This window comes from Paenirhodobacter sp., from assembly GCF_047600745.1.
Taxonomy (GTDB): domain Bacteria; phylum Pseudomonadota; class Alphaproteobacteria; order Rhodobacterales; family Rhodobacteraceae; genus Rhodobacter.
This window is the reverse complement of the sequence record NZ_JASGKI010000004.1, coordinates 56,422-72,790: the sequence shown is the minus strand read 5'-3', so window position 1 is coordinate 72,790 and position 16,369 is coordinate 56,422. Positions and strand designations below refer to the sequence as shown.

Sequence of the window (16,369 nt, the reverse complement as noted above, 5' to 3'; positions counted from 1 at the left end):
CCTGCCCGTCCATCCGGCCCGCCGTGGCGGCGCCGGACTCCGGTCACTGCGCGGCGGCGTCGCCCGGCTTCGCGCGCCGGTCTCCCGGACGGTCGCCATGATGGGGACGATCCTGATGCTTCCGGTCGCGCGCGGCCTTGATCTCGTCGCCGGTCAGCACGCCGTCGGAATCCGCATCCAGCCGGTTGAACATCCGCACGCCCTTCGGCGGCACCGCGAGTTCGGCCGCCGAGAGCAGGCCGTCGCCATCGGTATCCTGCGCCGCGATCCGGGCCTTCACCCGCGCCTCGATACGGGGGCGGACGTCGCGCAGGCCACCGGCGACCAGTTCGTCATAGCTCAGCTTGCCGTCCTTGTCCGCGTCCAGCGCCTCGGCCTCGGCCTTGCGCTTTTGCGTGATTTCTTCGAGCGAGACCTTGCCATCGCCATCCGCATCGAACTGCTTCAGATCGAAGTGCGGGAAATCCTGTGCCAGCGCCGGGGCTCCGATCAGAACGCCCGCCAGAAGAATGCCCTTGAAACCGTTCATCTCTCGTCTCCTGCTGTCGTCACGCCCCATTTCGGGGCCAGATATTCGCCAAACGCGCCGCGCGCCGCAATCCGTCGCGGAATGTCGAAACCGTGATCGGGCTAGGCAGAACGGATTTTTCGTCGGATAGTGGCGGCGGAGGAGACCATGACCGATATCGACGACCGCCCCCTGGGGCCTGCGGTCCTGCGCGGGCTGATGTGCCGCTGCCCGAACTGCGGGCGCGGGCCGCTGCTTGACGGCTATCTGACCGTGCGCACCGCCTGCCCCGCCTGTAGCGAGGATTTCCGCCCGCAGCGCGCCGATGACGGCCCGGCCTATCTGACCATCCTGATCGTCGGGCATCTGATGGCACCGCTGATCCTGTGGGCCTTCGTCGCGTTCCGGCCCTCGCCGCTCACGCTGATCGCTGTCTTCGCGACGGGCTGCGTGGCGCTGTCGCTCTTTCTCTTGCCGCGGCTGAAGGGCATGATCGTGGCGATCCAGTGGTCGCGCCGGATGCACGGATTCGGCGCGGGGGAAGCAGCGAGCGATTGAGATGACACAGACAGACAAGACCCGGCTGCGCGATGCGGCGACCGTTCTGGTGGTGCGGCGGGGGGGTGACGGGCCTTCGGTGCTGATGGGGATGCGGGGCGCGCAGGCGGCGTTCATGCCGTCGAAATTCGTCTTTCCGGGCGGCGCGCTGGATGCGGCGGATGCCGATGTGCCGCTGCTCGCGCCGCTGACGCCCGACACCGCCCGGCGGCTGGAGGCGGAGTCCCCCGCGATCGGCCCGGCGCTGGCGGCGGCCGCGATCCGCGAGCTGTGGGAGGAAACCGGGTTGATCCTTGGCGCGGCGGGCGGCTGGCCCGGCATGGTGCCCGAGGATTGGCGGGGCTTTGCCGAGGCGGGCTTTCGCCCCACCGCCGATGCGCTGCGCTTCGTGTTCCGCGCGATCACCCCACCCGGGCGACCCCGGCGGTTCGATGCCCGGTTCTTCCTGATCGACGCGGACGACCTGGCCTCCGACCCCGACGATTTTTCCCGCGCCTGTGACGAGCTTTCGCATCTGCAATGGGTCCGGATGGCCGAGGCGCGCGACCTCAACCTGCCCTTCATCACCGAAGTGGTGCTGGCCGAGGTGCAGGCCTTCCTGAGCGAACGCCCCCGGGGCGCCGAACCCGCCCATGTGCCGTTCTTCGACAACCGGGGCGAACGCTCGGTGTTTCGCCGGATCGGCTAGCGCCCGCCCAGCACGACCAGCACCAGCGCCAGAACCACCAGCGCAATGCCGATCCCTTCGCGCCGGCTCAGCCGTTCATGGAAGACCAGCGCGGAGACCAGCAGCGTGAAGACCATCTCCACCTGCCCGAGCGCGCGGACATAGGCCGCGTTCTGGAGCGCGAAGGCCGTGAACCAGCCCGCCGACCCGGCAATGCCGGTGACGCCGACCCAGACGGTGCGGCGCCAACTGTGCAGCACGCGGCCAAGTTCGCCCGGCTCACGCAGCCGCAGATAGAGCGCCATCCCCACCGTCTGCGCCGCCGTGACACAGGCCAGCGTCACGATCGCCCGGGTGAAATAGCCCGCGGGCATCAGGTCGAGCGTCGCCCCCCGGTAGCAGATCGACGACAGGCCAAGCAGCCCTCCCGCCGCCACGCCATAAACCGTCGCCCGCGCCGAAAAGCCGCTGGGCGTGCGCGACAGTGCCAGTACCCCCGCCAGCCCGACCGCGATGCCGAGCCAGCCAAGGCCCGACACGGTTTCGCCAAGGATCAGCAGCAACATCAGCGCGACCTGCACCGTCTCGGTCTTGGTGAAGGCAATGCCGACGGCGAAATTGCGCAGCTTGAACAGCGAAACCGTCAGGAACGTCCCCGCCACCTGCGCCGCGCCGCCCAAGAGCGCAAAGGCCCAGAACCGGGCCGAGGGCATCGGCACCGGCCCGGCGAACACCAGCGCCACCGCCGCCGCGATCGGCGCGCCGAACAGGAAGCGCGAAAACGTCGCCCCGCCCACCGACAGGCCCGAGGACGACAGCTTCTTTTGCAGCATGAAGCGCAGCGTCTGCACCGCCGCCGCGCCGAGCGTGATCCAGATCCAGAGCATCAGCGCCCGATCCGGCGGATGTCATAGCCGTTGAAGTCCAGCACCCGCCGCGCCGCGACCATCAGATCGCCCCGGGGCGGCAGGTCGCGCGTGATCACCATGCCGAAGCGCCCCGAAGGCGTGCCCAGAACCGCCGTGCGATAATCCTGATCGACCCAGAGCACCCAGACCGGTGCGCCACCAAAGGCGCCCTGCGGCGTCATCCGCCCGCCCGGCCCGGTCAGATCCAGCCGCCCGCCCAGACGCGCGGGCCGCCCGCCCGAACAATCGACACCGGAGAGCACATAGCCGCGCCCATCCCATGCCCAGTCCTGCCGCGCCCCGGCACAGCCCGGCACGCCGCTTTCCGCGACATGCCAGCGCCCGGCGAACCGCTGCGGATCGAACAGCACCGCCGAGGAAATCCACCCCGACGGATTGCGCAGCACGACCGGCGCGGCGGGCCGTTCGGGCGCAGCGGCGCAGGCGGCCAGCGCCAGCACCCCGGCCCATATCAGGTGACGCATGGTCCTCTCCTCAGAACGGCATCGGGTTTTCGCGGTGCAGCCGCTCGATCCCGGTCAGCACCTCGGGCGGCAGAACCGTATCCGCCGCGTCGAGCGACCTGGCGAGTTGGTCGCAGGACGTCGCACCGATGATCGGGATCACCGGGAAGGGCCGCGTCAGGATCCAGGCGATCGCCATCGTCACCGGGTCGAGCCCCGCCCCACGCGCCAGCGCAACATAGCGATCCGCCACCTCGAAGGCACGCGGATTGACCCGCCCGCCCAGATCCGGCGTGCGCGCCATGCGCGACCCTTCGGGCACCACTCCGCCCGCGTATTTCCCGCTCAGCAGCCCCGCCGCCAACGGCGAATAGGCCAGGAGCGTGACCCGTTCGTGCTGCCCCAGCTCCGCCAGATCGGTATCATACAGCCGGCACATCAGCGAATATTCGTTCTGGATCGAGACCGCCCGCGGCCCCTCTCCGGCCAGCCGCAGCCATTCCGCCATGCCCCAGGCGGTTTCGTTCGACAGGCCGAACTGACGGATCTTGCCCTCCGCCACCAGCGCGCGCAGCGTGTCGAGACACTCCAGCATATTCGCCTCGACCTCGGCCTTCGGCGGCTGCTGCGCGGGGGCATAGCCCCAGTTCTGCCGGAAGGAATAGCTGCCCCGGTTCGGCCAGTGGAACTGATACAGGTCGACGTAATCGGTGCGCAGCCGCCGCAGCGAGGCTTCCAGCGCGCGGCGGATGGAATCGGGGGTGATGTCCTCGCCATCCCGGATCGCCTTGCGGCCATTGCCGGTGATCTTCGTCGCAATCACCACCTTGTCGCGCGCCCGCCCCGCAAGCCAGGAGCCGATGATCTCCTCGGTCCGGCCCACGGTTTCGGTCCGGACGGGGTTGGTGGGATACATCTCGGCGGTGTCGATGAAATCCACCCCGCGCTCGACCGCCATGTCGATCTGAGCATGGCCCTCGGCCTCGGTGTTCTGCGTGCCCCAGGTCATCGACCCCAGACACAGTTCCGACACCATGATCCCGGTGCCGCCCAGTTCGCGCTTGCGCATCATCCGTCTCCTTCGCAGGCGCAGAACCTGCCACAGCCCCCCGCCGGGGGAAAGCCCCTAGACCAGCCGCGCCGCAATCAGCCCGCGCAGGGAATTGCCCAGATGAAAGCCGCCGCGCAGATCGGCGGGCCGCAGCACTGCCTCGCGCGCCAGCCCCCGCGCCAGCAGATCGGCCCGCAGCACCCCGGGCAGGCAGCCGGACGTCAGGGACGGCGTGAGCCAGCCCGCGCCCTCGGCCACGAAGACATTGGTGATCGTGCCATCCGCCACCTCGCCGCGTTCGTTGAGCAAAACGGCCTCGTCCACGCCGGGCGGCAGCGCGGCGCGGGTCCGGTCGTAGATCGCGCGTTCGGTGGTCTTCAGCCCGCGCCACGGATCGGTGCTGTCGAGCCCCTCGGCCAGAACCGCCCGCCAGCCGCGCGTTTCGGGCACGAAGGGCGCCCGCGTGACCTCGACCCGCCCCGCCAGATCGACCGTCACCCGCACCCTGAGCCGCCCCGAACACCCCGCCAGCACCGCGACCAGATCCGGCACCGCGACCCCAAGCGCCGCGCAGCCCCGCGCCAGCCGCGCCTGATGCAGCGACAGCCGCACCGGCCCGCCGTCCCATAGCAGCGTTTCGATCAACCTCAGATCGCCGCAAAGCCCGCCTTGCACAGCGCCTCCTCCCATTCGTCCCCGGCCCGGCTGTCGGCGACGATGCCGCCGCCCACGTTCAGCGTGATCCGCCCCTCACGCAGCATCAGGGTCCGGATCGCCACGGAAAACTCCATCGCCCCCGTGGGTGCTACCCAGCCGATCGCGCCACAATAGGCGCCGCGCGGATGGGGCTCGACCTCGCGGATCACCTGCATCGCGCGGATCTTCGGCGCGCCGGTGATCGAGCCGCAGGGGAACAGCGCCGCCAGCAGTTCCGAAAGCCCCACTGGATGCAGTTCCGCCACCACCGTCGAGGTCATCTGATGCAGCGTCGCATAGGTCTCGATTTCATAGAGTTTCGGCACCCGCACCGTGCCCGGCTTCGCCACCCGCGACAGATCGTTGCGCAGCAGATCGACGATCATCAGGTTCTCGGCGCGGTTCTTCTCGGATCGGCGCAGGCCCTCGGCCAGCGCGGCATCTTCGGCCGGGGTCGCGCCGCGCGGCGCCGTGCCCTTCATCGGCCGCGCCACGGCCCGGCCCTGCGCATCCACCGCAAAGAACAGTTCGGGCGAGCGCGACAACACCGCGAAATCCCCCGCCTCGACCAGACAGCCATGCCCGACCGCCTGACCCGCCCGAAGCCCGGCATAAAGCGCGCGCGGATCCGCCCCGGTTTCGCCCATCAGCGGAAAGGTCAGGTTCACCTGATAAACGTCGCCCGCCGCAATATAATCCTTCACCCGGGCGAAGGCCGCCGCATAGTCCGCGCGCGTCACCACCGGAGACAGCACCGGCATCGGCACAGGCGCAGAGCCGGGGCGCGGCATCTGCGGCCCGTCATAAGCGCCAAACAGCAGCAGCGGCAATTCGCGGTCCTCGGGGATCAGATCGGCCAGCCGGTGCGAAAAGGCATAGCCCGCCTCGTAGCTGATCAGCCCGGCGAGCCAGAAGCCCCGCTCCCGCGCGCGCTCCATCGCCTCAAGACAGTCGGGCAGCTCATCCAGCGTATCGGCGCGGAACAGGAAGCGCGGCGCGGCGAACCGTGCCCCATGCCCCGATGGCCCCGCGTCGAACTCCAGCTCCAACATGCCCGCCCCCTTTTCGGCGGACTAGGGCATCATTCGTCCCGATGCGCAAGGATCAGCCCGGGGAAAACCGCCATTCGCCTTCGCCAAGCGCCGGGCTTGCCTTTTCCAGCGTCATCGGGCTGCGCGAAAACCGGATCGGCGTGCGCAGGCCCGCGATCCCCTCGGGTGCGATCTGCATGCCCCGGGCGGCGATCTGCGGCTCGGCCAGCGCCTCGGACACATCGTTGATCGGCCCGCCCGGCACACCCGCCGCCTCCATCGCCGCGATCAGATCGGTCTTCGGGCGCAGCGCCGTGCGCGCGGCGATCCGGGCGCAGATCTCGTCGCGGTGCATGACCCGGGCCGGGTTGGTGGCAAACTCCGGATCGTCGCATTCCGTCATCTGAAGAATGCCGCACAACGCCCTGAACTGTCTGTCATTTCCGCAGGCGATGATGAAATGCCCATCCGACGAGGGGAACACCGAATAGGGCACGATCGAAGGATGCGCATTGCCCAGCCGATGCGGCACCATCCCGCCCAGCAGGAAGTTCATCGCCTGATTGGCCAGCACGCCGACGCCGACATCCAGAAGCGCCAGATCGACATGCTGCCCCCGGCCAGAGCGCGCCCGCTCCGCCAACGCCGCCTGCACGCCGATCACGCCATAAAGCCCGGTGAAAATGTCAATCCAGGCGACGCCGACCTTCTGCGGCTCGCCGCCCTTCGGCCCGGTCAGGTCCATGATCCCGCACATCCCCTGCACCAGGAAATCATAGCCCGGCTGTTTCGCGCGCGGCCCGTCCTGCCCGAAACCCGTCACCGAAGCATAGACCAGCCCTGGGTTCAGCGCGGCGCAACTGTCGTAATCCAGCCCGAATTTCCTCAGCCCGCCGACCTTGAAATTCTCAAGCAGAACATCCGCTTCGGCAATCAACCCCTTGACCTTGTTCAGATCCTCCGGGTTTCCGAAATCGCAGATGACGGAGCGCTTGCCCCGGTTGGCGGCGTGGTAATAGGCGGCGACGGTCTCGGTCGTGCCATCGGCGCGCGGGCGCTCGACGAAGGGCGGGCCCCAGCGGCGGGTGTCGTCGCCCTCCGGCGCCTCGACCTTGATCACCTCGGCGCCCAGATCCGCCAGCACCTGCCCGATCCACGGCCCCGCCAGGATCCGCGCCAGTTCCACCACCTTCAGCCCCTTCAGGGGTGCGTCATGCGTCATCGCTGCCTCCCGCTCCATCGGCCCTGACTATCGCGATCCGCACCGGATCGCGACAGCTATTCAGGCATGGATCCATGCGCGGAACGCCCGGTAAGGCTAGCGCAGCGTGGCCAGCGCCCCGGCCCAGCGATACAGTTCCGCGATCAACGCATCGGCCGACTCTTCATGCAGCTTCTCGGCGTTGAACTTGCCCTCCGCCAGCAGGCCGAAGACCATCGGGATCACCACCTGCTCCGGGATCGGCATCATCTTCAGCGTGGTCAGGATCCCCTTCGCCACCTGCACCGAACGCAGCCCCCCCGACACGCCGCCATAGCTGACGAAGCTGCACGGCTTGTAGGCCCATTCCTGCGACAGGTAGTTCACCGCGTTCACGAATGCGGGCGGCGCCGAGAAATTATATTCCGGCAGCACAAAGACAAAGGCATCCGAACCCTCGACGATCGCCGACCATTTTTTGGTATGGTCATGGACGTATTTCTTCATCCGGGGATGGTTCGGCTCGTCGAACACCGGCAGGTTCAGATCCGCCAGATCGGTCAGCACGACCTCGAATTCCGCCGTCATGCGCCTTGGCATAGTCATAAAACCAGTCACCCACCGCCTTGCCATTGCGGCCCGGGCGGGTGCTGGTGATCACCACATTGAGTTTCATTGGGGAGTTCTCCTGCGTTGCGACCGGTCAGCCTGCGCCCAAATGGCCCAGCCAGACCCCGATCATGAAGACGATAACACCACCGATGACGACCTGCACGATGGTTCGCCCCAGCCTGCCGCTCATATAGTGGTGTCGGATCCAGACGATGGCGATCCGTTCCACGACAACACCGCATAGGCGAGGTTGAGCGCCGTGCTCCGGTCCGGGATTAGGAAGGGCAACGTGGACTGCCCCCGCCCACCGCGGTGACAAGGCCGGTGATGGCGCCGCGCCGGACCGGGCTTCCGCGCCCGCTGACCGAGCCGCCATCCGACAGCGCCTCGGACAGACCCATCGAGATCCCCGCCCCGAGCGAGGCCGCCAGCCCCACCAGAAAGGCCGAAAACGTCTTCGCCGCCAGCCCCGCCGCCGCGAAGATCCGCGCCAGCGTCAAAACCGCCCCATCCATCAAACCCAGAAGTGCCGGTTGCACCTTCTGCAACCCAAGCCTGCGGCGATCATCCCGGCTGCTGGCGGCTGGCATGGCTGGCTCCGAAGCAGGAACGCGCGATTGAACCCCGATCATCGCGGAGGGACAATAGCGACCGGCACCCTCCCGTTCCCCACTGTGTCACGGATGAGACAAAGCCGAAATGTCAGGTGGTCACTTGGAGCGTTCAATCAGCCTTTTCAGATGGTTGGCGCACGAGTCGAAGAACCGTAACACCTCGCCGACGCTCGGAAGCTCAACGGTGACAATGCGATTGGCAAGTTCCCTCTTCTTCGCGTCTCTGTCTTCGCGGCGGAGGTTATCCCACTCTTTGAGATAGCTGCTTGTGATTACAATTGGCGTCGGCTCACAATCGGAATACTTTTCCGACAGACACCTGTGCGCGAAGACGAAATCACTGGGATGCTTGATGAAACCCGCCCATCGCCTGATCACCTTGTCATCTTCAACTTCATTATAGAACCTGGTCGGAAATGCCGCCCGGATATATTCTCGAAGCACATCAAGAGACACCAGAAACATCTCCGAGAGCTCACGGCAGGAAACATTTGACCTTGGCAAAGCGAGAATACGTCCCAAAGAGTTTATCATACCGGCGATATTGCATGCCTCCGCGACGTGATACTCGACCACATTCCCGGCGCCATCAACAATCTGAACGTACCCAGCCGGATTGCAGCAATCAAACAACTGGCACGAGAGCGGCACCCCCGCTTCATCCTTCAACGCCTCCTGAAGGCGCTTACGCATCACCGAAAAGTCTTCAAGATTGTAGGCCATCTCGCCCTCTACTAAACTCAAACGTGTGTCCGGTAGATAGACGCACTTTTGAATGACTCCAACGCCCGGCTTTGACGCTGTACCCCCCGTCGGTATCGAATGTGCCAGGGTGGGCCTGCAACGATCCACAAAGGGGAGCGGTCACAGCATCAAGGCCGCAACACCCCCTGAAACAAGCCGCCGCAGGGGCCGGATGCAGCCAGTAGGGAGCAATTCCCGCTCGGATCCAAACTCCTTCCGTCGCCAAGGCCAAAGAAAGCGGCGCCCACAGAGGCGGGCGCCGCTTCATCATGTCTCGAACGGGAGTCTCCGCCCTTTGCTCAGCGCGTCTGCGACCACCAGCCGCGGCGTTTCACCGCCGGTTCCTGCGGCTCCTCGGAAGCGCCCGCTTCCTCCGCGCCTTCTTCCGGAAAATCCGAAGGGATCTCCATCGGCGCGGGCTCCGGAACCTCTACCGGCTCCGGGGTTTCCATGGGCATCTCGACCGGGGCGGGAGCCTCTTGCGGCACCTCGACCGGAGCCGCGGGTTCCGCGGGCGTCTCGACCGGGGCGGGAGCCTCTTGCGGCACCTCGACCGGCGCCGCGGGTTCCGCGGGTGCAGGTTCCGGCACATCCTCCGGAGTCGGCGCAACCGCCTCGGGCTCGACCGCCACCGCCTTGCGGCGCGTCCGGGTCCGCTTCGGCGCGGGGGCCTCCACGCCTTCGGCCGCGGCTTCCAGAGCCTTTTCCTCGGCCGTCTTGCGACGCCGACGCGGCTTCTTCGGCGCCTCTTCGACGACTTCGGCAACCACCTCAGCCGGAGGCGCAACAGGCTCGGCCAACGGCTCCACCGGCAGTTCCGGCAAGCTCACCTCGGCCAGAGAGGCCGCCGCAGCAACACGCGCGGCATCCTCTTCGTCCTCATCCTCAACCGGCGCTTCGTCCTCGTCGCCTTCGGACGCGGCATCCGCCTGATCGGCCCCGCCCTTCTTCTTCCGCCGACGCCGACGCTTCTTCTTGCGCGGCGCATCGCCATCCTCGGCACTGTCCGCACCCTCGGCCTCGACCTCATCGAGGTCTTCTTCCTCCTCGATCTCCGCCTCGTCGATCTCCGCCATCAACTCCGCCGTCGCATGGACGACCGGGCTCAGGACTTCGGGCACGACACGGGTCGCGGTCTTGAACTTCTCGATCGAATAATCGGGGCTGACCAGCGACGGATCCGCCTCGATCCGCACCGACATACCGTAACGCGCCTCGATCGAGGCGATATGCTCGCGCTTCGCATTCATCAGGAAGTTGACCACGGCCACCGGCGCCTTGACCAGCACCTCGCGCGAACGCTTGCGCGTGCCCTCTTCCTCGATCGCGCGCAGCACCTGCAACGCGAGGCTATCATCCGACCGGATCAGCCCGGTGCCATGGCAATGCGGGCAAGGCTGCGTGGTGGATTCCAGCATGCCGGGCCGCAGCCGCTGACGGCTCATCTCCATCAGGCCGAAGCCCGAAATCCGCCCGACCTGGATCCGCGCGCGGTCGGTCTTCAGCTTTTCCTTCAGGCGCTTCTCGACGGCGGCGTTGTTCTTGCGCTCTTCCATGTCGATGAAGTCGATGACGATCAGACCGGCGAGGTCGCGCAGACGCAGTTGCCGCGCCACTTCGTCGGCGGCCTCCAGGTTGGTCTTGAGCGCCGTATCCTCGATCGAGCCTTCCTTCGTCGCCCGCCCGGAGTTCACGTCGATCGCCACCAGCGCCTCGGTCACGCCGATCACCAGATAACCGCCCGATTTGAGCTGCACCACCGGGTTGAACATGCCGCCCAGATAGCTTTCCACCTGGAACCGCGCGAACAGCGGCAGTTGCTCGGTGTAATGCTTCACGTTCTTCGCATGCGTCGGCATGATCATGCGCATGAAGTCCTTGGCCACCTGATAGCCCCGGTCGCCCTCGACCAGAACCTCGTCGATGTCCTTGGAATAGAGGTCGCGGATCGACCGTTTGATCAGGTCGCCCTCTTCGTAGATCGGCGCCGGCGCGATGGATTTCAGCGTCAGTTCGCGGATCTGTTCCCACAGCCGCATCAGATATTCATAGTCGCGGCGGATTTCGGTGCGGGTGCGCTGGCTGCCCGCGGTGCGGATGATCAGCCCGGCGCCCTGCGGCACCTCCAGTTCCCCGGCGATTTCCTTCAGCTTCTTGCGGTCAGCGGCATTGGTGATCTTGCGGCTGATCCCGCCACCGCGCGCGGTGTTCGGCATCAGCACGCAGTAGCGACCCGCCAGCGACAGATAGGTCGTCAGCGCGGCGCCCTTGTTGCCGCGTTCTTCCTTCACCACCTGCACCAGCATGATCTGGCGCACCTTGATCACTTCCTGGATCTTGTAGCGGCGCGGGCGCGGCTTGCGCGGCGCACGGATCTCTTCCTGCACATCCTCTTCGGCGACGGATTCGATATCGTCATCGACGTGATCGTGTTCCTCGGCCTCTTCGGCGGCGCCAGTATCTTCCGGAGCGCTGTCTTCCGCCTCGGTGATTTCTTCGGCTTCGGGCGCGCTTTCCGCCACGACGCCTTCTTCCGAAGGCTCCGCGAGCGTCACGGCTTCGGGCGTTTCCACCACTTCCGGCTCGACGCCTTCGACAGCCGGAACTTCTTCCTGCGGATCGACGAGGCTCATGCCCGGAATGTCTTCCGAACGCAGCACCGCATCGGTATCCGCGGCCTTCTCGGCCTTGGCACCGCGCCGCGGACGGCGGCGGTTGCTGCTGCTGCGGGCGCGTTCCTCGGCCTCTTCGGCCTCGGCATAGGCGCGCTCTTCCTCAAGCAGCGCGCGGCGGTCGGCCACCGGAATCTGGTAATAATCCGGGTGGATTTCCGCGAAGGCCAGGAAGCCGTGCCGGTTCCCGCCGTAATCGACAAAAGCGGCCTGAAGCGAAGGCTCCACCCGCGTCACTTTCGCCAGATAGATGTTCCCGGCCAGTTGCCGTTTGTTGACCGTTTCAAAGTCGAATTCTTCAACCTTGTTTCCGTCCACCACCACGACGCGGGTTTCTTCCGCGTGGGTGGCATCTATGAGCATTTTCTTTGCCATGAATCCATGTTCCACATGCCCGCCGCCGTCCCTCCCCGGGGGGAGAGGCGGCATGGACATGATTTTTCGTTGAGGCGATGGCAGGCATGGGCGCGCAGGTGGCGGAGGCCAGCGGCCCGCCCGTCATCACCTGCCCGACATTTCCACGCACCATCGCGGTTCTTCCCAAGCGGCGGGGGGAGGCCCCGGCGCCCAACTGACACCCCGGGTCACCCCGCGGGCAAGAATGCGGCCTTGCGGCCAATCGTTTGATCCGGACCTGCCGATGCGCCATCGCGCGATCCTGCGGCCCCGAAATCAGCGAATTCCGTGGATGCAGGGGAAGTTGCGCCCCTGCATCGACATGTTCCCACAATAGACGGGCGACCGCCCCAAAGACAATCGCTTTTTCTCGGCCGCCCCGTTCGCGGAAACAAAACTGCTTAGGATCAGATGTAATCCTGCCGTTGCAGACTGTATTTCGCCATTTTCTCGTTCAGCGTCCGGCGCGGCAGGCACAGTTCCTCCATCACCGCGGCGATCGAGCCCTTGTGCCGGCGCATGGTGTTGTCGATCAGCATCTTCTCGAAGTTCTCGACATATTCCTTCAGCGGCTTGCCCTCGGTGGTCATCGCCGGGCCCGCTTCCTCGTTGTCGGCCATCAGCAGCGAGGCGATCGAGCCCGAACCGCGCCGGGCCTGCAACACCGCGCGTTCGGCCACGTTGATCAACTGCCGCACATTGCCCGGCCAGGGCGCCTGCAACAGCTGCGCCGCCTCCTGCGCAGAGACCTCGGGCACGTCGCAGCCGTATTCCTCGGCGAATTGCTCTGCCATCCGGGTGAACAGCGTCAGCGTGTCCTCGCCCCGCGTGCGCAGCGGCGGCAAGGTGATCTTGTGCGCGGCGAGCCGGAAATACAGGTCCGGGCGCAGCGCATCTTCGAGCGTCCGGCCCTCGCCATGCGCGTTGCAGATCGCGATGATCCGGGTTTCGGCGGGCGTGCCCTGCTCGTTGATGAAGGTCAGCAGCCGCGCCTGAAGGCTCTGGCTCAGCCCCTCGACATCCTCAAGCACCAGCGTGCCGCCCCGCGCCTCCTCGACCAGGGGCAGTGCGCCGCCCTCCTCGACCGGGCCGAACAGCTTCGCGCTCAGCGCATCCTCGGCATAGGCGGCGCAACTGACCACCACGAATTTCTTCCCCGCGCGCGGCCCCGTCGCATGCAGCGCCAGCGCCGTGAGCGACTTGCCCGTGCCGGTTTCGCCGTCGATCAGGACGTGGCCATCCACCTGCGACAGATCGAGAATATCCTCCCGCAGCCGCTCCATCGGCGCCGAGGTACCGATCAGCTTGCCCATCACCTGCGCCCCTTCGGCCAGGTCGCGCCGCAGCGCCCGGTTGTCAAGCGCCATCCGCCGCGCCTGTGTCGCGCGCTTGGCAAGTTCGGTCATCCGGTCCGGGTTGAACGGCTTCTCCATGAAGTCCATCGCGCCCAGACGCATCGCCTCCACCGCCATCGGCACGTCGCCATGCCCGGTGATCATGATCACCGGCAGCCCCGAATCCAGCCCCATCAGCCGCTTCAGAAACGCCATGCCGTCCATCCCCGGCATCCGGATGTCCGAAATCACCACCCCGGGCCAGTCCGGCCCGATCACCTTCAGCGCATCTTCGGCGCTGGCATAGGTTTCCGTGTCGAAGCCCGACAGCGCCAGCCACTGGCTGACCGATTGGCGCATGTCCTCTTCATCGTCGACGATCGCCACTTTCATCATGCGTGCCATGTTCTACTCCGCTGCCCGGGGCGTCCGGCGGTCATCCGAGATCAGCGGAAGCTGCATCTCGAAGACGGCGCCACCGCCCCCGGCGTTATGGGCGGTCAACCGACCGCCGAAATCACTGACGATGGAGGAGGAAATCGCGAGGCCCAGCCCCGTTCCCTCCCCCGGTTTCTTGGTGGTCCAGAACGGCTCGAACAGCTTTTCGAGATCCGATATCCCCGGGCCATTGTCGCGCACGCTCAGAACCGCCGTCTCGCCGGTGGCGAGGATCAATTCGATCTCGGGGGCCTTCTGGCCCTTGGTTGCATCCAATGCGTTGCGCAAAAGGTTGATGATCACCTGTTCCAGCCGGATCCGGTCGGCCATCACCATGACCTGGCCGCGCGGCAGGACGCGGGTGATCTTCACCGTCTTCGCCTTCAGTTGCGGCTCCATCATCGCCAGCGCCGAACTGATCGCCGCGCGCAGGTCGACGGGCTCGAACGCCTCGCCACCCTTGCGGGCATAGGATTTCAACTGCCGGGTGATCGCGCCCATCCGCTCGATCAGGTCGTCGATCCGCTGGAAGGAGGACAGCGCCTCCTCCACCCGCGCGCGCTGCAACAGCAGCCGCGCCCCCGCCAGATAGGTCTTCATCGCCGCCAGCGGCTGGTTCAGCTCATGGCTCACCGCCGCCGACATCTCGCCCAACGCGGCCAGCTTCGACGACTGCGCCAGCGTGGATTCCGCCACCGCAAGATCTTTCTGCACCCGCTCGCGCTCGGCGATTTCGCGGCTGAGCCGTGCGTTCAGCGCCCGCAGCTCCGCCGATTCCTTCCGGTAGGCCAGCGACTGCACCCGCGCCCGGCGCGACACCAGATAGAACCCCGCCGCCAGCAGGATCGCCAGCGCCATGATCTGCAAGGCCAGAACCGCGTTCACCTTCTCGCGCACCGATTCATAGCTGGTGAAGGCCACCATCCGCCAGCCGCGGAACGGGATCCGCGATTCCGTGCGCATCACCGCCTGCCCGGCCAGATAGGCATCGGGCGACTGGTTCGCCCAGTCGGTCGTAGCCTGAAGCGCGCGCTGGATCGCGGTGGGGGCAGAACGCGCCTCCAGCGCCTCGTCCATCGTCAGGCCGCGCCATTTCGGCTCCGTCGTCAGGATGATCTTGCCATCGCTGTCGATCACCGCCACCGCATCCGAAATCCCGGCCCAGCTTCGTTCGAACTTCGACAGTTCGGCCTCGACGACGATCACCCCGGTGACCTTGCCATCCGTCACCAGCGCCCGGGAATAGTCGAATTCGGTCCCCGTGCCCTGCCGCGTGCCGGTGGTGAAGATCGTCTCGCGCGAGCGCAGCGCCTCCACGAAGAACGGCTCGTCTGCGTGGGAGGTGCCGATCAGGTTGCGGTTCGTCGCCGCGACCACCCGCCCGTCCGTATCCAGAAGCCGGATCGAGGCCGCGGCAATATCCTCCCGCGCGGTGATCAGCGCGGCCGAGGTCTTCGAGAAATCCCGCGTCGCCAGCGCCGAGGTCAGTTCCGGATCGCGCGCAAGCAGCAGCGGCACGACCGATGTCCGCTGCAATTCCGATATGATATTGCCGGAATACAGCGCCAGCCGCAGTTCCGTCCGCACCCGCGTGGTTTCGGTGAACCGCTCGGTCAGCCAGGCGTTGGTGCCCCAGATGATCGCCACCGCGACGGCCAGCACCCCGGCAACACCGGCCTGCAACAGCTTGCGGCGCCGAAGGGCGGCCTTCGGCTCGGTCAGGATCGTTTCGGCTGTCGCGATGCTATCCGGCATGGCGCGAACTTAGGCCATGCCCCCGCCCGCAACAAGCACAAGCGCATCACGCCAGCGCCACCACACCCGTCAGCGCGCGGAAAAGCGCCGTCCCGTCGGTGCCGCCCTGCGCATCCTCGACGACGCGTTCGGGGTGCGGCATCAGGCCCAGCACGCGGCGGTTGTCGCTGAGCACGCCCGCGATGTCATCCGTCGCGCCGTTCGGATTGGCGGCATAGCGGAACGCCACGCGGTCCTCGCCTTGCAGCCGCTTCAGCCCCTCCGCGTCGATCTGATAGTTCCCCTCGGCATGGGCGATCGGGATCACGATCTCCTCGCCCTTGACATAGCCCGAGGTGAAGGCGCTGCCGGTGGTTTCCACCCGCAGCGCGACCGGCTTCGAGATGAACTTCAGCCCCGCATTGCGCATCAGCGCGCCGGGCAGCAGGCCCATCTCCGTCAGCACCTGAAAACCGTTGCACACGCCCAGCACATAGCCGCCCCGGCCCGCGAAATCGGCGATCGCCTGCCCGATCGGCGAGCGCGAGGCAATCGCGCCGCAACGCAGGTAATCGCCAAAGCTGAACCCGCCCGGCACGCCGATCACGTCGATCCCGTCGGGCAGCGCCGTTTCCTTGTGCCAGACCCGGACGACATCGGCCCCCGCCTTGGCAAAGGCATTCAGCAGGTCACGGTCGCAATTCGATCCGGGAAAGGTGATAACGGCGGCTTTCATGGCGG

Annotated in this window: 17 protein-coding genes; 2 read left to right on the top strand and 15 right to left on the bottom strand. The window is 66.6% G+C overall.

The genetic code is table 11. The features are described 5' to 3' along the window. Positions 1 to 43: 43 nt before the first annotated feature. Positions 44 to 529 carry an EF-hand domain-containing protein gene (locus tag QM789_RS08930; protein ID WP_420351575.1) on the bottom strand — a complete coding sequence of 162 codons (486 nt, stop codon included), beginning with the start codon at positions 527 to 529 and terminating at the stop codon, positions 44 to 46. Between the two features lie 147 nt (positions 530 to 676). On the opposite strand from QM789_RS08930, the gene QM789_RS08925 reads away from it, so the two are divergent. Beyond that, positions 677 to 1,066, top strand: coding sequence for a DUF983 domain-containing protein (locus QM789_RS08925; protein WP_420351574.1), 390 nt, complete (start codon positions 677 to 679; stop codon positions 1,064 to 1,066). Between the two features lies 1 nt (position 1,067). Continuing rightward, on the top strand, positions 1,068 to 1,754 hold the full coding sequence (locus tag QM789_RS08920; protein ID WP_420351573.1) for an NUDIX hydrolase: 687 nt from the start codon (positions 1,068 to 1,070) through the stop codon (positions 1,752 to 1,754). On the opposite strand, the gene QM789_RS08915 is transcribed toward QM789_RS08920, so the two are convergent. The 14 genes from QM789_RS08915 to purQ form a co-directional block, all read right to left on the bottom strand. Then, entirely contained in the window at positions 1,751 to 2,620 is an 870-nt protein-coding gene (locus QM789_RS08915; RefSeq protein WP_420351572.1) for an EamA family transporter, read from the bottom strand. The two genes, QM789_RS08920 and QM789_RS08915, sit on opposite strands and share 4 nt — an antisense overlap. Then, positions 2,620 to 3,126, bottom strand: a complete 507-nt coding sequence (locus QM789_RS08910) for a lipocalin (protein WP_420351571.1) — start codon at positions 3,124 to 3,126, stop codon at positions 2,620 to 2,622. Before QM789_RS08910 ends, QM789_RS08915 begins: the two co-directional genes overlap by 1 nt. A 10-nt stretch (positions 3,127 to 3,136) precedes the next feature. Beyond that, positions 3,137 to 4,174 carry an aldo/keto reductase gene (locus QM789_RS08905; RefSeq protein ID WP_420351570.1) on the bottom strand — a complete coding sequence of 346 codons (1,038 nt, stop codon included), beginning with the start codon at positions 4,172 to 4,174 and terminating at the stop codon, positions 3,137 to 3,139. 57 nt (positions 4,175 to 4,231) lie between these two features. Then, entirely contained in the window at positions 4,232 to 4,831 is a 600-nt protein-coding gene (locus QM789_RS08900) for an aminotransferase class IV (RefSeq protein ID WP_420351569.1), read from the bottom strand. Then, a complete protein-coding gene (locus QM789_RS08895) occupies positions 4,804 to 5,904 on the bottom strand; it encodes an aminodeoxychorismate synthase component I (RefSeq protein WP_420351568.1) in 1,101 nt (366 codons plus the stop codon). The genes QM789_RS08900 and QM789_RS08895 overlap by 28 nt, the downstream gene beginning before the upstream one ends. A gap of 52 nt (positions 5,905 to 5,956) precedes the next feature. Then, positions 5,957 to 7,105, bottom strand: coding sequence for a CaiB/BaiF CoA transferase family protein (locus tag QM789_RS08890; protein ID WP_420351567.1), 1,149 nt, complete (start codon positions 7,103 to 7,105; stop codon positions 5,957 to 5,959). A gap of 96 nt (positions 7,106 to 7,201) precedes the next feature. Beyond that, positions 7,202 to 7,672 (bottom strand): NADPH-dependent FMN reductase, encoded by a 471-nt coding sequence (locus QM789_RS08885; RefSeq protein ID WP_420351566.1) that lies wholly within the window; start codon positions 7,670 to 7,672, stop codon positions 7,202 to 7,204. Positions 7,673 to 7,787: 115 nt separating this feature from the next. Then, entirely contained in the window at positions 7,788 to 7,925 is a 138-nt protein-coding gene (locus QM789_RS08880) for a hypothetical protein (RefSeq protein WP_420351565.1), read from the bottom strand. A gap of 46 nt (positions 7,926 to 7,971) precedes the next feature. Further along, positions 7,972 to 8,286 carry a hypothetical protein gene (locus tag QM789_RS08875; RefSeq protein WP_420351564.1) on the bottom strand — a complete coding sequence of 105 codons (315 nt, stop codon included), beginning with the start codon at positions 8,284 to 8,286 and terminating at the stop codon, positions 7,972 to 7,974. A gap of 120 nt (positions 8,287 to 8,406) precedes the next feature. Continuing rightward, entirely contained in the window at positions 8,407 to 9,033 is a 627-nt protein-coding gene (locus QM789_RS08870; RefSeq protein ID WP_420351563.1) for a hypothetical protein, read from the bottom strand. A gap of 320 nt (positions 9,034 to 9,353) precedes the next feature. Next, a complete protein-coding gene (locus QM789_RS08865) occupies positions 9,354 to 12,101 on the bottom strand; it encodes an Rne/Rng family ribonuclease (RefSeq protein ID WP_420351562.1) in 2,748 nt (915 codons plus the stop codon). Between the two features lie 428 nt (positions 12,102 to 12,529). Next, complete coding sequence (locus QM789_RS08860; protein ID WP_420351561.1) at positions 12,530 to 13,861, bottom strand: sigma-54-dependent transcriptional regulator; 1,332 nt, start codon at positions 13,859 to 13,861, stop codon at positions 12,530 to 12,532. 3 nt (positions 13,862 to 13,864) lie between these two features. Beyond that, complete coding sequence (locus QM789_RS08855) at positions 13,865 to 15,649, bottom strand: sensor histidine kinase (RefSeq protein ID WP_420351560.1); 1,785 nt, start codon at positions 15,647 to 15,649, stop codon at positions 13,865 to 13,867. Between the two features lie 46 nt (positions 15,650 to 15,695). Beyond that, a complete protein-coding gene (purQ, locus tag QM789_RS08850) occupies positions 15,696 to 16,364 on the bottom strand; it encodes a phosphoribosylformylglycinamidine synthase subunit PurQ (RefSeq protein ID WP_420351559.1) in 669 nt (222 codons plus the stop codon). Positions 16,365 to 16,369: the final 5 nt, after the last annotated feature.

What these genes read in the sequence shown, in the direction of transcription:
- QM789_RS08905 (WP_420351570.1), bottom strand. Translation starts at nt 4,174, where the DNA reads ATGCGCAAGCGCGAACTGGGCGGCACCGGGATCATGGTGTCGGAACTG.
- QM789_RS08865 (WP_420351562.1), bottom strand. Translation starts at nt 12,101, where the DNA reads ATGGCAAAGAAAATGCTCATAGATGCCACCCACGCGGAAGAAACCCGC.
- QM789_RS08860 (WP_420351561.1), bottom strand. Translation starts at nt 13,861, where the DNA reads ATGGCACGCATGATGAAAGTGGCGATCGTCGACGATGAAGAGGACATG.
- QM789_RS08895 (WP_420351568.1), bottom strand. Translation starts at nt 5,904, where the DNA reads ATGTTGGAGCTGGAGTTCGACGCGGGGCCATCGGGGCATGGGGCACGG.
- QM789_RS08855 (WP_420351560.1), bottom strand. Translation starts at nt 15,649, where the DNA reads ATGCCGGATAGCATCGCGACAGCCGAAACGATCCTGACCGAGCCGAAG.
- QM789_RS08885 (WP_420351566.1), bottom strand. Translation starts at nt 7,672, where the DNA reads ATGACGGCGGAATTCGAGGTCGTGCTGACCGATCTGGCGGATCTGAAC.
- QM789_RS08925 (WP_420351574.1), top strand. Translation starts at nt 677, where the DNA reads ATGACCGATATCGACGACCGCCCCCTGGGGCCTGCGGTCCTGCGCGGG.
- QM789_RS08915 (WP_420351572.1), bottom strand. Translation starts at nt 2,620, where the DNA reads ATGCTCTGGATCTGGATCACGCTCGGCGCGGCGGCGGTGCAGACGCTG.
- QM789_RS08920 (WP_420351573.1), top strand. Translation starts at nt 1,068, where the DNA reads ATGACACAGACAGACAAGACCCGGCTGCGCGATGCGGCGACCGTTCTG.
- QM789_RS08930 (WP_420351575.1), bottom strand. Translation starts at nt 529, where the DNA reads ATGAACGGTTTCAAGGGCATTCTTCTGGCGGGCGTTCTGATCGGAGCC.
- purQ (WP_420351559.1), bottom strand. Translation starts at nt 16,364, where the DNA reads ATGAAAGCCGCCGTTATCACCTTTCCCGGATCGAATTGCGACCGTGAC.
- QM789_RS08910 (WP_420351571.1), bottom strand. Translation starts at nt 3,126, where the DNA reads ATGCGTCACCTGATATGGGCCGGGGTGCTGGCGCTGGCCGCCTGCGCC.
- QM789_RS08890 (WP_420351567.1), bottom strand. Translation starts at nt 7,105, where the DNA reads ATGACGCATGACGCACCCCTGAAGGGGCTGAAGGTGGTGGAACTGGCG.
- QM789_RS08875 (WP_420351564.1), bottom strand. Translation starts at nt 8,286, where the DNA reads ATGCCAGCCGCCAGCAGCCGGGATGATCGCCGCAGGCTTGGGTTGCAG.
- QM789_RS08870 (WP_420351563.1), bottom strand. Translation starts at nt 9,033, where the DNA reads ATGGCCTACAATCTTGAAGACTTTTCGGTGATGCGTAAGCGCCTTCAG.